At 57.9% G+C, this 19170-nt stretch carries 14 protein-coding genes and 1 pseudogene; 7 read left to right on the top strand and 8 right to left on the bottom strand.

The window, feature by feature from the left end; all coding sequences use genetic code 11:
- The first annotated feature begins 12 nt into the window (after window positions 1–12).
- The 6 genes and pseudogenes from KQI65_07280 (at window position 13) to KQI65_07255 (ending at window position 3830) form a co-directional block, all read left to right on the top strand.
- Window positions 13–204: a hypothetical protein gene (locus tag KQI65_07280; GenBank protein MCB2204533.1), complete on the top strand. Its 192-nt coding sequence runs from the start codon at window positions 13–15 to the stop codon at window positions 202–204.
- A pseudogene (locus KQI65_07275) lies at window positions 201–365 on the top strand (cytochrome C oxidase subunit III). Before KQI65_07280 ends, KQI65_07275 begins: the two are co-directional and overlap by 4 nt.
- Window positions 366–380: 15 nt before the next feature.
- The gene (locus tag KQI65_07270; protein ID MCB2204532.1) at window positions 381–1004 is read left to right on the top strand and encodes a cytochrome c; all 624 of its coding nucleotides are present in this window, start codon (window positions 381–383) and stop codon (window positions 1002–1004) included.
- A 141-nt stretch (window positions 1005–1145) separates the two neighbouring features.
- Entirely contained in the window at window positions 1146–2567 is a 1422-nt protein-coding gene (gene ccoG / locus KQI65_07265; GenBank protein MCB2204531.1) for a cytochrome c oxidase accessory protein CcoG, read from the top strand.
- The gene (locus tag KQI65_07260) at window positions 2564–3043 is read left to right on the top strand and encodes a FixH family protein (protein MCB2204530.1); all 480 of its coding nucleotides are present in this window, start codon (window positions 2564–2566) and stop codon (window positions 3041–3043) included. The genes ccoG and KQI65_07260 overlap by 4 nt, the downstream gene beginning before the upstream one ends.
- Window positions 3044–3080: 37 nt before the next feature.
- Window positions 3081–3830, top strand: a complete 750-nt coding sequence (locus KQI65_07255; GenBank protein MCB2204529.1) for a sulfite exporter TauE/SafE family protein — start codon at window positions 3081–3083, stop codon at window positions 3828–3830.
- 16 nt (window positions 3831–3846) lie between these two features.
- Here KQI65_07255 and KQI65_07250 read toward each other — a convergent pair whose 3' ends face one another.
- The 8 genes from KQI65_07250 to KQI65_07215 form a co-directional block, all read right to left on the bottom strand.
- Window positions 3847–4332 (bottom strand): MarR family transcriptional regulator, encoded by a 486-nt coding sequence (locus tag KQI65_07250; GenBank protein MCB2204528.1) that lies wholly within the window; start codon window positions 4330–4332, stop codon window positions 3847–3849.
- Window positions 4322–4918 (bottom strand): YceI family protein, encoded by a 597-nt coding sequence (locus KQI65_07245; GenBank protein MCB2204527.1) that lies wholly within the window; start codon window positions 4916–4918, stop codon window positions 4322–4324. Before KQI65_07245 ends, KQI65_07250 begins: the two co-directional genes overlap by 11 nt.
- 125 nt (window positions 4919–5043) lie before the next feature.
- On the bottom strand, window positions 5044–6081 hold the full coding sequence (locus KQI65_07240; GenBank protein ID MCB2204526.1) for a sensor domain-containing diguanylate cyclase: 1038 nt from the start codon (window positions 6079–6081) through the stop codon (window positions 5044–5046).
- 318 nt (window positions 6082–6399) lie between these two features.
- Window positions 6400–6774: a thioredoxin gene (trxA, locus tag KQI65_07235; GenBank protein ID MCB2204525.1), complete on the bottom strand. Its 375-nt coding sequence runs from the start codon at window positions 6772–6774 to the stop codon at window positions 6400–6402.
- A 374-nt stretch (window positions 6775–7148) separates the two neighbouring features.
- Entirely contained in the window at window positions 7149–9392 is a 2244-nt protein-coding gene (locus KQI65_07230) for a tetratricopeptide repeat protein (protein MCB2204524.1), read from the bottom strand.
- Between the two features lie 4 nt (window positions 9393–9396).
- Window positions 9397–10800 (bottom strand): hypothetical protein, encoded by a 1404-nt coding sequence (locus tag KQI65_07225; protein ID MCB2204523.1) that lies wholly within the window; start codon window positions 10798–10800, stop codon window positions 9397–9399.
- 6 nt (window positions 10801–10806) lie between these two features.
- Window positions 10807–11859 carry an OmpA family protein gene (locus KQI65_07220; protein MCB2204522.1) on the bottom strand — a complete coding sequence of 351 codons (1053 nt, stop codon included), beginning with the start codon at window positions 11857–11859 and terminating at the stop codon, window positions 10807–10809.
- Between the two features lie 1165 nt (window positions 11860–13024).
- Window positions 13025–15760: a BamA/TamA family outer membrane protein gene (locus tag KQI65_07215; protein MCB2204521.1), complete on the bottom strand. Its 2736-nt coding sequence runs from the start codon at window positions 15758–15760 to the stop codon at window positions 13025–13027.
- A gap of 168 nt (window positions 15761–15928) precedes the next feature.
- On the opposite strand from KQI65_07215, the gene KQI65_07210 reads away from it, so the two are divergent.
- Window positions 15929–19165 carry a choice-of-anchor D domain-containing protein gene (locus KQI65_07210; GenBank protein MCB2204520.1) on the top strand — a complete coding sequence of 1079 codons (3237 nt, stop codon included), beginning with the start codon at window positions 15929–15931 and terminating at the stop codon, window positions 19163–19165.
- Window positions 19166–19170 lie beyond the last annotated feature (5 nt).

Raw genomic sequence — 19170 nt, 5'->3', positions numbered from 1 at the left:
AGCAGGTAAACCATGTTCAAGAAACTCGTCGATTTTACCGGATTTGAAACGCTTGGCGTCATCGCCCTGCTGTTCTTCTTCCTCCTGTTCCTCGGCATCGTTCTGTGGACACTCTTCCTGAAGAAGAAATATGTTTCGAAGATGGAGAATCTCCCATTGGAATCTGAAGACGATACAAAAACTGCGGACAAGGAGCAGGAATGAGCGATAAGCATCCCAAGGATGAGGTCCTGGATCATGACTTTGACGGGATCCAGGAATATGACAACCAGTTGCCCGGATGGTGGAAAAAGCTGTTCTACGGCACCATCATTTTCGCGGTGCTGTATCTGCTGCACTTCCACGTGCTCGGTACGGGAGACCTTTCCCGCACCGAATACATGAAGGAAATCGATCCGAACTACACCGAACCCCTGGTCGAAGTGTCGGGTGGCGTGTTCAACAGCTACACCTCCCCCTTCCTCGCACGTGAGGAAAATCTGACGCCGCGGGTGCGCACAGAGCTCAACAAGGTGCTCAACGCCCCGTTCAACGAGCAGATCTACCGCGCCATGAGCAAGGCGAAACCCGAGCAGCTCGAGAAGCTGAAAAAAGCCTTCCCCGAGTTGTACACCAACTTCGAGGCCGGAGTCATGAGTCAGCCCATGGCGCCGAGCGCCAGCGGCTCGTCCACCATCCCCTCAACCATCACCGAGCCCTTCACCGAGGCAGCGAAACTCGCGGACGGGAAGAAGACCTTTACCACGCAGTGCTTCAGTTGTCATGGCATGAATGGTGAGGGCGGTATCGGACCGAATCTTACCGATGACTACTGGATTCATGGCAATAAAATGCAGGATCTTCTGCGCACGATTTACAAGGGTGTTCCCGCCAAGGGCATGATCGCCTGGGAAAAGACGCTCTCGCAGGATCAGATCGAAAACGTCGCCAGCTACATTCTGGTGAAACTGCATGGCACAAATCCCGCGAACGCAAAAGCGCCGCAGGGAGACAAAGTAGAATAAACCGGTTGTTACTGACAGGCATCCCGTCGCCCGGCGGGATGCCTTTTTTGTTTGAACCGTTCCCGGGGCACTGGAATCTTACTTGTGGCGGAGAGGGAAGCGTGGCATTTTACTGGCACATCGTGACTGGAAAGGCAAATTATGGAAGCACATGATCCCGCAGAAGTTGAGAAAGAGGCGGAGGTCACATTCAGGGACAGAATTGCAACGGTAAATGAGGAAGGGGGACGCAACTGGGTCTACCCGAAAAAACCCTCCGGCCGCTACTACACCTGGCGTAAAATCGTCAGCTATGCACTTCTGGCCTTCCTCATTCTCGCACCATTCATCAAGGTCAACGGCGAACAGCTGATTCTTCTCAACGTTCTTGAACGCAAGTTCGTCCTCTTCGGCGTCACCTTCTGGCCACAGGATTTTCATCTCTTCGTTCTCATCATGATCGCCACGGTGGTGTTCATCTTCCTGTTTACCGCCGTGTACGGCCGCATATTCTGCGGCTGGATCTGTCCGCAGACCATCTTCATGGAAATGGTATTCCGCCGCATCGAGTACCTCATTGAAGGTGATGCGCAGCAGCAGCGCGCATTGAACTCACAGCCATGGACGATGAGCAAGATTCTCAAGAAAACATCGAAGCAGGTGATCTTCTATGGCATCGCCTTCTTCATCAGTAATCTCTTCCTGTCGTACATCATCGGCATGGATCAGCTGCGCATTATCATCAGCGAACCTCCATCGGAGCATCTCGGTGGCTTTATCGCCATCCTGCTTTTTTCCGGTGCATTCTATTTCGTGTTCGCCTGGTTCCGCGAACAGGTCTGCACCCTGGTGTGTCCCTATGGACGCCTGCAGTCCGTTCTCCTCGACGAAAATTCCGTCGTCATCTCCTATGACTTCGAGCGGGGAGAGCCACGAAAGAAATTCCGCAAGTCTGATGCGCGTGAGGACGCCGGACACTGTGTGGACTGTCATCAGTGCGTCGTCGTGTGTCCCACCGGCATAGACATCCGCAATGGAACGCAGCTCGAGTGCATCAACTGCACCGCATGCATTGATGCCTGCGACAATGTGATGGACAAAGTCGGCTTCCCGCGCGGACTCATCCGCTATGCCTCCTACAACGGCATCGCGAGCGGCAGCAAAAAGATCTTTACCACGCGTGTGATCGCGTACACCGTCGTCCTCACCCTCATCGTGGGCGCATTGCTCTTCCTGTTCTCGGCCCGCGCCGACGTGGAAACCACCATCCTGCGTGCACCGGGCACACTGTACATCAAGCAGAGTGACGACGTGCTGCGCAACCTGTTTACGATCAAGGTCGTGAACAAGACGCGTGAACGTCTCCCGATCGAACTGCGCCTGCTGCATCCGGAAGGACAACTCGACATCGTCGGGACGAAGGAGGTCGTCGCTCCACCGACCGGACTGACGGAAACGGCCTTCTTCGTCGACCTCTCCCGTGACCATCTCGACGGAGTGAAAACCCCGATCACAATCGGCGTGTACTCGAATGGCCGGCTGCTGGAAGAAGTAGAAACAGGTTTCATGGGGCCCGCTAAATGAGTGATCAGCAGACGAAAGAACAGAAAACAAAGCGGCAGCCCTGGGCGGTAGGCATCACCATCGTTATCGTGGTGTTTCTCATTGCCACCGTTTCCGTGGTCCTCTTCATCTCCAACCAGGAATATTCCCTGGTTACAGAGAATTATTATGAGAAGGACCTCGCATATCAGGATGAAATCGACGCACGCCAGCGCACACAGCAGCTTGACCTCAAACCTGCTGTCGTGCTCGACCGGGAGGCGAAGAGCTGCAGCATTTCCTTCCCCGAGCGGGACGACTACAACGGCATCACCGGCACCGTGACCTTTTTCCGCATTTCCAGCGCACGGGGAGATCTCGTGCTTCCCCTCGAACTCAACAGCGAGGGCAAACAGCATATCTCCGTCAGCGGACTCGATCCCGGACAGTGGATATTCAAGTTCCGCTGGATGGATAACGGTGAAGCCTACTCCATGGAAAAACGTATGTACCTCTAGCGGGTGATCCGTTGCGGCGGAACACCGGAGTTAGCACATGATCTGGTCAGCTTTTGTCATCGGCATCGTCGGAAGCGTGCACTGCCTCGGCATGTGCGGTCCGATCGTTCTCGTCCTTCCCGGCAACGTACGCGAACGCTGGAGCTTTTTCTTCAGCCGCGTCCTTTACAACCTGGGCCGTGCCATCACCTATGCGTTCATGGGACTGGTGGTGGGCTTTGTCGGGCAGAGCATCGCTCTTGCGGGATATCAGCAATGGCTGGGCATCGCCGCCGGTGCGCTGATGATACTCACCGTACTTCTCCCCACCCGGGCCGCACGTAAAGTGCTGCCCACAAAACATTACGATCGCGTGCTGGGCACGCTCAAAGCACGCCTGGGCAAACTGCTTGGCAACAGTTCGCAGTCGTCCCTCTTCACCATCGGCCTCTTGAATGGTTTTCTCCCGTGCGGACTCGTGTACATGGCGCTCGCCGGGTCGCTGGCCATGGGATCCGCCCTCGGCGGAGCTGCGTACATGTTCCTCTTTGGCCTGGGCACATTGCCCCTGCTCTTCGCCGCCAGTTATGCCGGGGGAATGATCACCGGGGAGATGCGCCGGAAAATCACGCGGCTCATCCCCGTCGGCGTCGTCATTCTCGGTGTGCTGTTCATCCTTCGCGGGCTCTCCCTCGGTATCCCGTTTATCAGTCCCGATATGGATATGATGAAAAAGAAGGGCAGCATGGCGCCGGAGCAGGCGCAGGTGGAAATGCAAACCGGTGAAACGCCTCCCTGCTGCCAGTAGTCACCCCATCCCGTCGCTATTTCACTGAATTGGCGGACACATCCCTCGCGTCCATTTCCCTCATTGCGTCCAGGGCGTCGTTGATATCCCCTGCTTTCGCTTCGGAAAACGCCTCGAACATCGGCTCAAGCACTGCCTCAAAGTCGCCGATGGCCTCGAGAACCTTCAACCCCTCAGGCGTAATGCGCACAGCCACCCGTCTCCGGTCCTCCGCATCCGCCGTCCTTTCCACCAGTCCCTTTCCTCGCAACCGCTCAACCAGCCGCGATGTATCCGACATCTTGTCGAGCATGCGGTCCTGCAGCAGGGAAATCGTCGCCGGCTGAGGATGCTGTCCCCTGAGAATCCGCAGAATGTTGAACTGCGCGATCGTGATACCCCTCGGTTTGAGTATCGCGCTTAAACGCGACACAAGCCAGCCGTGAGTATAGAGTATATTCACGGCCAGCTTGTGATATTCGCTTTTAAAGCGTGCCTGCTTTATATCCTGTTCAAGACTCATCGCTTTCCTGGATGAGCTCGACGTCGATGTCGAGACGGACTTCCTTCCCGACGACGGCGCCACCCATCTCTGTCAGAGTGTTCCATTTCAGATTATAGTCGAATCGATTGAGCGCACCGGTCATGTGGAATCCCGCACGGGTGTTGCCCCACGGATCCTTGATCGTTCCGTTGTGCTTCACATCAAGCGTCACCGGTTTCGTCACATCGCGAATCGTCAGATCACCCATCAGCTTGTAGGTGTTCTTCCCGGTCTTCTTCATCGACGTGCCGACAAACACCATCTTCGGAAACTTGCTCGCGTTGAAGAAATCATCCGAACGCAGATGGTCATCGCGCTTGTCATTGTCCGTATCAATACTGGCGACATCCACGGTGAACTTGACGGAGGCGTTGGAAAAATCGTCGCCCTTCGTGGTCACCGTACCTTCGTAATCCTTGAAATTCCCGTCAACTTCGGCGATAACCATGTGCGTCACTCCGAAGCCAATCTTCGAATGTGCATGATCAAAGCGCCAAGTGGTCTGGGAAGTAGCCGTCAGTGTGAGACCGACAAGCAGCAACGGAAGAAACTTAAACCAGTTCATTGAGAACTCCTATATGTGATGACTGAATAATGCGTGTTTGTTTCAAATTCATATATATGTTACAACATGCATTATTGCCGCAGTAGTTCCCACTGTAGATTTTTTTTTGCATCAACCCGGGAGGATTACGGCAGTTCTGCCGGATCCGGGGTGGCGCTTCTTTCCCTGTGATAAATCCTGTCGCGTCCAGCGCGCTGCGCCTCGAAAACAGACCGTTTGACGCTGAGGATCAGCGATTCCGCATCATCCCCGTCGCCCGGGAAGGCAGCGGCACCGCAGCTTACTGTGGTCTGAATCCGGTGATTCGTAAACGTCCTGGAGCGAATATGCCCGCACAGCTCTCCGGCAATACCCAGTGTTGCATCGAGTCTGGTATCCGGCAGCATGACGATGATTTCATCGGCGCCATAGCGGCACGCCGCATCGTAGCTGCGCAGATGCGCGAGTATTGTTTTCCCGAATTCATCCAGAAACGCACGCTTTGCTTCCGCGCCGAATGTGGCTGCGATTGCACCGAAATTGTCGATATCCATCATCAGCAATCCCACATACTCGCCGGAATTCCGCGCACGGACAAGATTTTTCAGGAGATTGTCGGAGAAAAACGAGTACTGCTGCAGACCTGTCTCATGATCGATGGCATCGAGATGCATATTGCGCTCATAGAGACGATTCTGGTAGAGGGCGAGCGCTGCCAGGTTTGCGAAGCTCTTGAACACGGAAACATCCTCCTCATCAAATGCACCTACCCTAGTGGTGTCCGCGTACAGATACCCCAGCGTCTTGTGATGGGAAGAAAGCTGCACGGCCAGGCAGGAGGCAAAGGGCTGTTCGAGTTGTACCTGGCTGGCAAGGTCCATCTGCGAAGAAGCATCGGGGATAAGGATCGGGCGCCCCGTCCACAGTAACTCTCCGATGGCAGTTGTGGAAACGCGACTGCGGAACTCCTTGCAGAACGTATGCGAAATGCCTGTGCAGTTCTCCACGCTGAGCAGTTCCGTTTCGGGATCGATCAGGATGATAGCGCATGACTGGCATCGATACAGGCGGGCGATGCGATCCACGACAAGGTGGAATATGCGCTCATAATGTCTGTGCGTCGTAAGCATGCCGAGGAGTTCGCCATGGAACTCCATGCATTGTTCTGAAATCTCAACATTCATGGAACACCTCCTCATCATGAAGGTCCGAAGACCGTACTGAAATGAATCAGAGAAGAGGCATAACGAGCGTCCGGCGGAATCGCCAGCCGCAAAAAAACAAGGCAGGAGGATTGTAGACAACTGTATCTTACTCTCCTCAGGTGACATTGTCAAGTGCAATCCCATACCCGAGCGAGGCATTTCTCCCGCCCGGATGGGCTGCCTTCAAACAGAAACCCCGGTCTGTTGGGACCGGGGTTTCTGCCACCACTATTCAATCTTACACGGAGAGGAAGAAAGAATAATCTCTATAAGGAGCGCCTGGCGCTCACGTTACAATCAGTTTTTCTCGACAGCCACGTCTTCGGTAAGAAGAATCTCGTTGATCGCCTGCACGAAGCTCTCTTTCGGGAGGGCGCCTGCGGCCATCTGCGGTTTGTCGCTTTTGGGCACGAAAAGAATGGAAGGGATGCTACGAATACCGAACACGGCAGCGAGTTCCTGCTCTGCTTCCGTATCGACCTTGTAAATATTCACCTTGCCTTTGTACTCTTCAGCCAGTTCTTCGAGGATCGGGGCAACCATCTTGCACGGCGCGCACCAATCGGCATAAAAGTCGATAATGCAGGGCAGTTCGCCGGAAAATTCCCATTCTTTCTTATTCTCGTAGTCAAAAACCTTATCCAGAAAGGTCTGCTTGGTCAAATGTTCCATTTCAGCTTGTATCCTTTGATTTTTGTTCCAGTTCACATTCATCGCCGTAACTGAAGATATGATGCACGTGTTTTCGGAAGGATTCAGGGGGCAGGTAATTTCGTCGCGCGGCGACGAAATTACCTGTGCGGGAGCAGAATGAATGCAGCTGCGCTGCAATTCATTCTGCGCAGGAGTTCATCACGCTCCCGCGTGATGAACGCGTGGGTTCCGCCTTTCCGCGCTTCGCTTGTCCAGGCGGAACGCGTGATCATCGTTTGCCTCGGCACTGTCCCGCGCGAGTCCCCTGCGAAGCGAGGGGACGAGCTCACGCGTGCCGTAAGGCACTCACGCGTGCCGTAGGCGCTCACGCTGCCTGCAAGGCGCCGTGCTGCCTAGACAGCTTGCTGGGATCCCGGTAAACGAATTAGGAATTCCGCCCCTTCCCCGGCGCGGCTGTTACAGGTGATGCTGCCGTGCATGGTGTCGACGAGCTTTTTGACGATGGAGAGGCCGAGGCCGTTGGAGTATTCGCCGCCGGTGGGCTGGGCAGAGAGTTTGGCGAATTTCTGGTACAGGGATGCACGGTCTTCGTCGGTGAAACCGGGACCCTGATCGCGAACACTCATGATGATGGAGCCGTTTTCATGCGCGATGCGAACGTCGATGCTGCTGCCCTGTGGGGAATACTTGATGGCGTTCGATACGAGGTTGTCGAGAATCTGCTTGATGGCACTGTCGTCGCCGAGTATGGGCAGATCATTTTCAGGGATATGGACGTTGACGCTGATGTCTTTCTTTTCCGCCCAGCGTGCGTGATCCTCAATGACACGGTCGAGGATGGGAAATACCGGCACGGGCTCGGAATCGAGCACCATGCGGCCCGATTCCAGCCTGTTGATGTCGAGCAGGTTCTTGACGAGAATCAGAAGCTCGTCGGCGGTTTCATACACCATCACCGCCTTGCGCTGCATGTACTCGATGCTGCGTCCCTCCTCGGCAATGGATTCCGCCAGCATGCGGATACCGCCGATGGGATTGCGCAAATCGTGCGACACGATCCCCATCAGATCGTTCTTTTCTGAATTCAGCTGTTCGAGCAATGCGTTCTGACGGGTGAGCTCCTGGTTGGTGCGCTCGATTTCAGCGGCCTGCTTTTCCAGCATGGCTTCATGCTTGCGGATTTCCGCATTCGCGTTTTCCAGCGCACTGTTTTTTTCTTCGAGTATGGCGGCGGAGCGCCGCTTCAAGCGGTAACTGTTGGCGAGGAGAAGAATAACGACGATCAGAAATATGGAACTGACAATCAGCAGGTTGCGCAGCGAGGCCTGGCGCTCGAGCTCTGCTTCCTTCAATGCGCGATCGCTTTCGAGCAGCTCACGTTCCTTGTTCAATAGATGAATCTGATTGTCCCGCTCGGCGGTTTCCAGCTGTTGGGCGCGTATGCTGGCTTCCTGCTCCTTGAGCTGCAGTTCGCTGATGCGCCGATTGCTCTCGAGCAGCTCGATGTCCTGCTTCTGCTCACGCAATGTGCGCGAGCGCCGTTCAAGCTCCATTTCCCTGATACGCTGTTCTTTTTTCAGCAGTTCGTTTTCCCGGTCAATACGTTCACGCTGTTCGAACTCATAGTTCGCCGTCATATCGCTGATGCGCTTGGAACTTTCCTCGTTGAACAGCGAATCCTTCAACGCGGTATACTGCCTGTAAAAACGGAGCGCTTCCGCGGGAGCGCCGAGTGCGGTTTTGGCTTCCGAACAGATCTGCAGCAGGTTGCGCTCGACGACGCGCGAATTCGTCGCCCGCGCTATACCGAGCGCCTTCGAGGCTACGTCGTATGCACGCTTCGCCTGGTCGCGACGAAGATACAACGTGGCGATGCGCTGCAAGGCTTCGGCTTCGCCGTGTCTGTCGCCGAGATTCTCATAGAGACGGGACGAATACTCGTAGTTCTCCAGGGCGCGCGAATACGCGCCGAGCAGAAAATGCGTGATGCCGATGTTCAAATACCCGCTGGCGATACCCGGCTTGTCACGCAGTTCCTTTTTCAGTTCGAGGGATTTCTGGTAGTTGCGCAGCGCATCGTCATACTTCCCCTGGTCCATGTACACGACGCCGATGTTGTTGTACGTGTATGCCAGTCCCCGCTTGTCGTCCGCCAGCTCGAAATAACGCACCGCACGCTGATGGTAACGCAGGGCGCGCTCGTCGTCACCGAGCCTGCCGTGCAGGATGCCGATGTTCGACAGCAGCGCCGCCATGCCCTGCTGATCATTCAGCTGCTCCTTGAGCTTGAGCGACTGGAGGAAGTTGTTCAATGCGCTCACCCAGCTCCCCTGCCGTGCGTAACTGATGCCCATGCTGGCGAGAGCGTTCGCGAGACCGATGTTGTCGCCAATGTCACGCGCGAGGTCCGCCGCGCGACGGGAAATGGTGACGGATTTCGCGGGATCCACTTTTCTGTATTCCTGGGCGAGATCGAGCATGAGGCGCACGTTCACCGAATCCCTGAGCGCGCGCGCTTCCCTGCTCTCGAGGAGATTTTCGAGGCGTTGCACGCTGTCGTTCTGCTGTGCACGGAGAATGGGCGCAGTTGAGGAGAGGGAAAGTATCAGCAGTATGGAAAGCAGGATGAATCGCATGCGCTCATTTTCCCCTGGTTGATGTGCCGGAAGCAGGACGCCCGCTGAGTGGATCACTTCCGTGACGGCGGATTTCATCATAATCACTGACACCGTCACCGTCGCTGTCACTGTCTTTCGGGTCGGTGCGGAACAGCCGGATTTCCTCATAATCTGTCAGTCCGTCCCTGTCGGTATCCGCTTCATTCGGATCGGTGCCGTAGCGCAGCACTTCGTCCTTGTCGCTGATGCCCTCACCATCGGAGTCGGGAAGCACGGGATTGGTGTGATACTTGACCACCTCATCGCCGTCGTACAGTCCGTCACCGTCCGTATCCACTTTCTTCGGATTCGATCCGAGCCGTTTTTCCTCTGCGTCGATAAGTCCATCACCCTCGGTGTCTTTTTCAAGGGGATCGGTGTTGTACTCGAGCAGTTCCTGGCGATCATCGAGTCCGTCGCCATCAGTGTCCGCACGTGTGGGATCCGTCTTGTAGCGCGTTACCTCGACATAATCCCCGATCACATCGCCGTCGCTGTCCCAGTGCAGCGGATTGCTCAGGTACACCCGCACCTCGTAGAAATCGCTGAGTCCATCCCCGTCCGTATCCGGATCGTAGGGATTCGTCCCGGCTTCCTCTTCCGCGTCATTGCTGAGTGCGTCACCGTCGTAATCGTTGTCAGCGAAAATATGCCAGGTGAGTCCGACCATCATTGTGATGTAACTGTCATTCGCCGTCTTGGCGCGGGTGGGATTTCCGGGGAGTCCCTGGCTGCGCTGCAATTCCTCGACCAGGATGCCCGAATCAAAAGCATCCAGTTCCCCGCTCAGCACCAGGTGTCCCACAGCCCCGAGCTGCAGCGACAGGCGATGCGAAAGATAGAAATCGATGCCCGCTCCGAGTGGAAAGGAGAGCACCTGAATTTCGGCTTCGCCGGGATAGGCGGCTTCGCCATTGCTGTAATCCACCGGTTTGAAACGCGTCAATCCCGCTCCGCCGAGCAGCCAGGCGTTGAGATATTCAGAGGGAAACAGGTTCAGACGCAGCCAGCCCTCGCCGGTGAGCATGTCGGTACTGCGTTCGACCACGCTTTCGTTGCCGAACTGGAAATCGTAGGTGGCACCCATGCTGCGGCGAAAGCGCCGGGTGTAACGGATGCTGCTCTGCTCACCGCTCACGCCGATTTCGAGCTCGGGTACGATGGCGAAACGCAGCTGCGCCCCGGCAGAGAGGCCGACGAGCTGATCGGTAAATTCCCCGAAGTACTTGTTGCCGCCGCCGGTGAGAGTGAGACTGAAGAGACTCTCCGCGTAACGGGGACGTCCCGGCCAGCCGCCGACGGGACGCAGGGCGGACTGCGCAAGCAGCTCCCCGGTCACGGTCAGCGAACAGAACAGCAGGAACGCTATGCAACGTGATACCGGCATGATGCGCTAGCGCAGGCCCTCCCCGCTGTCGGCAATGGAGATGATATACATCTCCACCCGGCGATTCATGGCGCGTCCCTCGTCGGTATCGCTGTCGGAGATCGGCTGCCGCTCTCCGTAGCCGACCGCGCGCAGTCTCTCTGCATCCACGCCATGCTGCACGAGGAAGTTTCGGACGGACTCCGCACGGCGCTCCGAAAGATTCTGATTATACCACTCTTCCCCGTCGGTATCCGTATGTCCCCGGATTTCCACGGTCATGGATGGATAGCGTTCAAACAGCAGCACGGCTTCCTCGAGAATGGGCGTGTATTCCTCGCGCAGCTCATCGCGGTCAAAGGCGAAGGTGATGTTGCTGAACGATATCATGTCGCCCTGACGGAGCTGCAGCGAGTCGAGACGCACCGGTGTTCCCGCCGCATCGTTGGGCGTGGGCTGCACATGCTGAACGCTCCGGTGACGGAAGCGTGCGTACGCGTCGCCGGAGATGCCTGCCGCGGCCGCTTCGTCCTTTTCCGCATGCGGGAGTGCGGCGATGATGCTGTCGAGGTCCGCGGAGGGACGCGCACCCGGACGACTTCGCACAGGGGCAATGAGGTAGGAAACGCCTCCCCCGGGCAGGGGACGCTTCTCGAGCAGTTCGGCATAATATGGCTGCGAGGGACGCTGCGGCACGAAGCGCGGCTGGGCATCAGGCACGCTGACGGGTTCTTCTTTCGTTTCGTCGTCTCTCGCCAGCGGATTGGTGTGCGTGGTGAACACTTCATCGGCGTCACTCGTGCTGTCGCCGTCAGTATCGGGACTCAGTGGATTGGTCCCGTAATACGCGATTTCATCATAATCGAGCAGCGCGTCGCCGTCGGTATCTTCGTTACGCGGATCGGTTTTGTATGTCACCACTTCGTTGAAATCGAAAATCCCGTCATCGTCGGTATCAGGACGCAGTGGATCGGTGTTGCGCAGCTTCACTTCCGTGTAGTCATCGAGTCCGTCATAATCCGTATCAGGGTTCCGCGGGTTGGTCGAGTACAGTATGACTTCCTCATAGTCCGTCAGCATGTCGTCGTCGGTATCCGGCTTGCGGGGATCGGTATCGTAGACCTGCACCTCTTCCGCATCGGAGAGCCGGTCTGCATCGGTATCCACCAGGTTCGGATCCGTTCCGTATTTCGTGATTTCGAAATAATCTCCGAGTCCGTCATCGTCGGTATCGGGACGCAGCGGACTCGTGGTATAAATCCGCACCTCCTCGTAATCGGTCAATCCGTCGACGTCGGTGTCGATGTCATAGGGATTGGTGCCGAGTTCCGCTTCCTCCTCGTTCGCAAGCAGATCCCCGTCGAAGTCGCTGTTTTCGAACAGGTAAAAACGCGCACCCACGGTCAGCGCGAGGTAACTGTCGCCGAAACCGGAAGGCAGGGCAACGTCCGTTCCTTTCCTCCTGTTGTATTCCTCGGCTACATCCAGTCCATCATACGCATCGAAATCATTCGTCAGCAGAAACGTATTGCGCAGCAGCGCGGTCAGCGAAATGTTGCGGCGAAGGAAGTACTCGTATCCCACACCTATGGGAATGGCGAGTGTCGCGGGGAAGTCGGCACTGGGTCGAAGGCGGGCGTCGTCGAAATCATCCGAGCGATACAGCGTCACCCCCACACCGGCGGTGACAAAAAGGTTGGAAAAATCCTGCGGAAAGAAATTGAACTGCGCCGAAAGATCGAAGGAAGTAAAGGAGATGCTGCTTTCCACAGCCTCGTCATCATGTGTAAAAAACTGGAAGTCATACAGCTCACGAGGCAGTCCTTCAGGACCACGCAGCAGCGCGACGTTCCCGACATTCGCCGTAAACACGACCGAAAGCTCGGGGAACACGGCGTATCCCATCGCCGCCATGGCGTGGTAACCACCGAGTTCACCGGGAAATTCACCGAAATACGTTGCGGCACCGCCACCGGCGTACAGCGAAAGCAGGCGGCCGGAGAAGCGCATTGACGGGGCGGATCCGGCTCGCGGCATCGTTGTCGCCAGTGGTGAAGGACGTCCATCCGGCGGCATGGCGAGACTGTCCGTTGCCTGGGCTTGCAGGACGACAGGAAGAAACAGACAGGGGACGAAAAGGAGCAGTATGTTCCGCGTGAGGGCAATCATAAAGCGGAAATGCGAGTATGCGGTGTACTTATTGCATAATCGGCAAATACGGCCAATTCAGCAAACAAGGAGACGGTCAAAATGCAAAACCCGTCTTGATCGAGAGGGCGAGACGTTCGGGTGACAGTGCAGCCTGGGCGCTGAAGGTCAGGCGCCTTGCCGCGAAGGCTCCCCAGATTCCGCCTCCGATACCGGTGTGCATGCGGCGGGAAGTCTCGCCCGTGACAAACACCCTGCCCGCATCCGTGAATCCGAGCACGCCCCATTCCCCCGGAAAAATCACCCGGATGCGACTGATACGCAGGCGCAGTTCCGCAGTCCCGAGCAGCGATGCATCGCCGGCAAAACGTTCGCGGTTGAAGCCGCGAAGTTCCTCGCTGCCACCGATACTTGCTGCGTGGAAAAACGGGTAATATCCCCACACATGCTGTGCGCGAATACGGAGCGCAAGCGTGAGCCAGTCCTGCACCGGCAGATAGCCGCGGGCATCGAGCAGCAGGTCCGCGAAATGCCGGTGGTTGTCAAGAATGACGGGGTAATATCTCCCCTGCAGCTGCATGTAGGTACCTGCCAGTGGGACACGCGGATGATCACGCGTGTCGTAAACGAGCGTACCAAAGATTTCCGCGTAGCGAAACGATCCCTCGCCGTACTGCGGGTGCATGGTGAGATAGCTCTGCGCTTCCGCCATTACCTCAGAGTAGCGGTACGCAGCGCCCATCTCGGCATACGCCTCCGGTGTCGCGGCCACACGCAGCGCAGCCCGCATGTCGATCAGCTCCTGTCCCACCTGGTAATAATCCGCGTCGTCAAGATCCTGCTCGCGCTCGCTCTCATTCCCGAAACCGTAGAAACGCCCGAAGGAAAGTTCACTGTGGAAAAGTGTGAGATGCAGAAAGATGTCGGGGATGATGGATTGATACTGCCCGTCGAATTCGAGCTGCGGTTTCCCCGATGCGGTCGCAAGCGCCGCGTAACCTGCCATGCGCCAGGAAAACGGCTGCTGCCGGAAACCGTAGCGCGTCAGTTCAGGTCCCGCCCCGATCACCAGTCCGTCGTCCGAGTTATACGTCAGCCGCGGATCGAGCCGCAGGCGCACACCCCGGTCTTCGATGAGCGGTTCATAGCGGTCAGCTTCCGTTTCGACGGGATGCGTGGCGCTGCCGTCGTAGGTCGCGCCCGCACCCAGCCGCACTTCGGTATCGGCATCGTCGTCGTAGAAGAAGGTGCGGTATTCCGCACGCGGGATCGGGGTAATATCAATGAAATATCCGTGCACGTATGAATCGTCGAGCAGCACATCCCTTCCCGCGCCGCCGACGATGCGGGTATCGATGCTGGTCCCGGCTTCACCGTGGACGTACACGGTGTCATCGCCGCCCAGCGCATGGATACGGATTTCATTCGTCACGTCATCGTTGAAATGACGGAAAAAGGACGTTCGCCCGGTTGCGTCAACGAGGCGCACATCCACACTGCCGTCTTCCCTGCGATCCACATCCACATTCTCTGCTTCCATACTGCCGTAGACGTCGACGACCCGCGCAAGCTGATACGCGAACTCTGCCACAAGCGCCGGAAGCTGCGAACGTCGGTGGCGTATCATGGATGCGAGCCGCGGCGCGATGGCGCGCTGCCAGGTTGCCGGGAGCTGTGCCACCGCACGATCGATGACCGTGTCGTCGATGCGCTGCTGCATCCAGGTGGCGAGAGAATCCCACTGCCGCAGGGAAACCGACGAGAGCAGTCGCCTGTCGAGGTGCCGCGCTGTCCAGGTCAGTCCGTCCACATTGGGGAACTCGCTGTCATAGCCCTGCAGGGGACGCACGACGCGCTCGACGAAGGAGGGGATGAGTCCGTCGAACAGCGAAAACGCCTGGTCCCTGTCCTCTGGCAGAGGAACCCACACCGTGCGTTTCCCAGCTTCTGTTTTCATCCATCGCCATTGCTCCGCGTCCCTGTCCCAGTCCCCCAGCAGCATATCCATGATGCGCGCCTTGGCGTACTGGATGGCATCCACCTGCTGCGACAGACTGGCATCGAGCTGCGAGAGCATCGCATAGGTGCCAACCACGCTGCGAAATACACCGTCGGCATCCGCCGTGTCCGCCGGCAGCTCAGCCGTCAGCGTGCCCACGAGTCCGGCGAAGCGTTCACGGTAGGACCCGAGATCGGGACTGTCCGGCAACGCCACGATGCGCGGATGTGGAACCGAAAGTCCGGCCGCCTGCTCCAGTTCAGCAGCCACGACAGCAGCGAACGGGAGCTGCGTGGTCACCTGGTCGAGCATGGCACGTGTAATGATGGCTTTGCGCAGATCGGGATGCCAGACCATGGCGGGATCCAGGTTGATTGCCCTGAAACGATATCGCTGTCCCGAGGCATCCTGCAGGAACAGTTTCAGGGTCTGCAATCCGCCCCCCTCACGCAGCACTGTCCACTTCCCGCCCCGCGATGCAAGCGGCAGCACAGGGACGGTAATCGGCGTCGTCCATGCCTTCCGCCAGTGCTCACCAAGCAGCAGCCGGCGCAGCCACCCCGCCTCATACTCCGCCCCGAGCGTATGCGTAAGAGAATCACCGGCATCAGAATTATGCAGTTTCTGCATAAACTGCGGCCTCCCGTGCATCGTGGACAGCTGGTCAAAGCGTCCCAGGCACGAAATTTTATGCACTTTCTGCATAAAATCGATGCTACCGGACAGCGGGACGGCGGAAATATGCAGTTTCTGCATATTCGCGATCGACACGAAAGGAAGCAGGAAGAGCAGAATCAGCAGAGCGACACGCTGGTGTTGTACCCGCATTTTCATGCTGCCATAATCGCGTTGTCCCACGCAAAAAGCAACTCCCGCGGCAGGATATATGAGAGCCCGATCTCTTACGGCTTTACTCTTGGAAAAAGAATTTGTACCATGTGTGCGGCTTCGGCCCATCCACGACCAAAGTATTCGCCCTCCCTCACCCCCCCCGGAGTTGTCATGCAGCGCCTGCCGATTTATCCTGCTGTCCTCGTTCTCTGCACCCTCATCCTCTGCATCATCATCCTCCCCGGCACCGCACACGCACAGAATACCGGGCCGTTGCTTCGCTTTACTCCTCCCGTGGCTGCGTTTGATACGGTTTCGTGCGGACGCTCGGCGTCGCTGCAGGTGACCGTGGAAAACATCGGTACCGAGGCCGCGACCATTTCGCAGGCAGCGGCGGTCACCGCTCCCTTTTCCGGCGCCATCCCTGCGCCGTTGATTCTCCAGCCCGGAAACAGCAGGCAGTTTACGCTGCAGTATGCGCCGGACCGGGCGCCGCACAGGGACAGCCTGCTGCTCAACCTCGTCGCCGACAGTCCGGTACCGACCGGAATGACATTCCTGTTCGACGCGAGTACGGCAATGGCGGAAAGCTTTGACGGTGCATCGCGTATCGCGGCGGCGCATGACGCTGCCGCACAGTTTCTGGACGTGGTCATGGCTGAGGGTGCGCCGGCACATGAAGGCGCGGTGTATACATACAGCGGAACGTCGGACTACCGCCTGCTCCGCGCTTCCACGCCCGATCGTACGAGCGTGAAAAGCGTACTGCCGACGCAGGCGACCGGGACGGAAGCCTGTGTGTGGGACGCCATGCTCCGCACCATTGGCTTCATGCAGACCGAGGCTCGGCGCTCTTTGCTCATCGTCTTCCTCGCCGGCGAGGATGCCGGTGTGGGTTCCTGCGGACCCCGCTCTTCCGCCGGTGTCATCAACGCGGCACAGTCCGCCGGTATCGCCGTCCACATCGTTGCGTTTACGACGGCAGATGCGGCGGCTTTGCAGAGCATCGCCGACCAGACATCCGGCAGCTACAATGCCGTCAGCAATGCCGCCGACCTCCAGCAGGCGCTCGACGCGGTCGCAATGCAGCTGAATCATGACGTCCCGCAGCAGTACGTGCTGCGCGGAGAAGCCGTCTCTCCCGTCCTTCGCATCACCCCACCGCGGCTCATCTTCGACGCGACGCGTGCTCGCACACAGCGCAGCAAGCAGGTCGTGCTGCACAATGATGGCACCGCTCCCATGGATATCCTTTCGCTGACCGGACTCCCGCCGTCCATGACGTTCGATGTCGTGGGAAAACACATTGACGCGGGGGATTCCCTCCACTGCGATGTTCAGTTTACGCCGGAAATCGCCGGACTCTTTGAAGGAGAAATGATGCTGCAGTACAACGGTTGCGGATCGGAAGCCGTGAGCTTCGTGGCACACGGCACCGGATACGATACGCTGCCGATTATTATCGGTCCGGTCTTCAGTCTCGTCGATACCGTCCGCACGATGCCGCCCACGTACTGCTCCGATTCCGCATCAGTTTTCGTGCGCGTCAATAACCCGGGCAACACGGCCGTTGCGTACACAATGCAGCGCAGCGGCAGTACGGCGTTTCTCCCGGCAAGCGGGGAAGCGGAAATTCCTTCCAGCGGCAGCCGCATGCTGGAGTTCCAGCTCGATCCGGACGGCAGTACGGGAAATTTCCTCGCCACGTACAGCTTCGATGCCGTTTCCCGCCTGCGCACCCGCACCGTGGTCATCGCAGATCTCGGTGCGGATGTGAATGCATCCTTTGAAGGGACGCTGCAATACGGGGACGCCGCTCGGCTCGCATTTCATGATGTGATGATGCGAATGTCGAACAAAAATCCGGTGATCGATGAGCTGGGATGGCTGGTGATGTTCAACGACGGATCGACCGCCGGCAAGGCCCCCACACGCTCACGCAGTGAACTCGAAACCATTGCCATTCCCCGTCAGCACACGGACAGCAGCTGCGTGCTCTCAGCTGTGCGCAACGCCGTGCAGATGCTCGGTGCGCAGGGCACGGACCGCGACCTTCGCATCATCCTTCTGACCTCACGCGGCGATGCCGACACGTCAACCTGCGCCGGTGATACGCCCGCTGCGGTACAGTCGCTGCTTCATAGCGCCGGTGTTGTCTGCAATGTTCTGCTGATGAATGACAGCCGTCCCGGCGACGAACTGCAGTCGCTCGCCCTCAATTCCGGTGGACGCTACAGAAGCGTGGGTTCGCTTGCATCGCTGCGCCAGGAGATTCACGCCCTGCAGCAGGCGGAGTCCCGCATGCGCACATACACGCTCACCCTCTCCGGCTCGAGCGTCAGTTCGCTTCTCACGGTGACCGAAAACCTCCCGCGCTTCCCCGATACCCGTGTGCGCGAGGAGAGCTGCCAGGATCTCGTGCTGCGCAACACGGGCGAAGGAACACTGGTCATTTCCGGGGCGGAGCTGTTTCACGACGATTATCGCCTTGATGCCACACTGCCGATGAGCATTGAGCCCGGAGAGGAGCGCACCGTGCAGGTTTGCTTCGCCCCGCGTCTGCCCGGCAGTATCGTGAGCGGACTGCGCCTGACGACGAACGCCTGTGGCGATGAACAGAAAACCGTATTTCTGGACGGACGCGCATGGGACAGTCTTTCGGTCAGTGTCGCAGGCAATTACGTCACGCGACCGGGCGGACTCGTACGCATTCCCGTGACCTTCACTTCGGAACTCGAGCAGGCGTATGGCATGCGAGAACTGCATTTTCGCATCGCGTACAATCCCACACTGCTCTTCCCCGATGAAGCGAATCCGGCCGAGGATGCGGAAGGAAACGACATCCTGCATGCCGGCAGCGGATCGATCGAACAGGGATACGACCCTGCGGCGAAGCTCGCTACGACGTCCTATCATTTCCGGCGATCCGCCCAGGATGCCCCGATTTCGACGGAGGGGAATGGACGCACGATCGCCTGGCTGCGGCTGCGCGCCTATCTCGGCAATGACACGGAATGCAGCGTGATGATTGACTCGGTGTCCTCGAATATGGAGGGACTCACGCTCGGGAGCTTCGGTACGGCCAGCGTACGCATTGACAGCATGACCTGGCTGGAAGAGCGCCTCATCGACGCATCGGCACGCACCGGCATCACCCTCGGGAAACCGTACCCGAATCCGGCACGCGACCGTGTCACGGTACCGTACTCCCTGCTGCGCGACACGGAAGTAACCGTGAGCGTGTTCGACAGCTTTGGCCGTCTCGTCAGGCAGGACGCTCTGGGATGGCGTCGTGCCGGGGCGCACGGTGTCGACATCCCCTGTGCCGGATTGCCATCCGGTTTGTACCTGTACCGCATCTCCAGCGGAACAGGTTCGGAATCCGCAACAATGCTCATCAGCAGGTAGGAGAC

The sequence above is a fragment of the bacterium genome, from assembly GCA_020444325.1.
Classification (GTDB): Bacteria; Bacteroidota; Ignavibacteria; order SZUA-365; family SZUA-365; genus BM516.
This window is presented reverse-complemented; position numbering and strand designations above follow the sequence as displayed.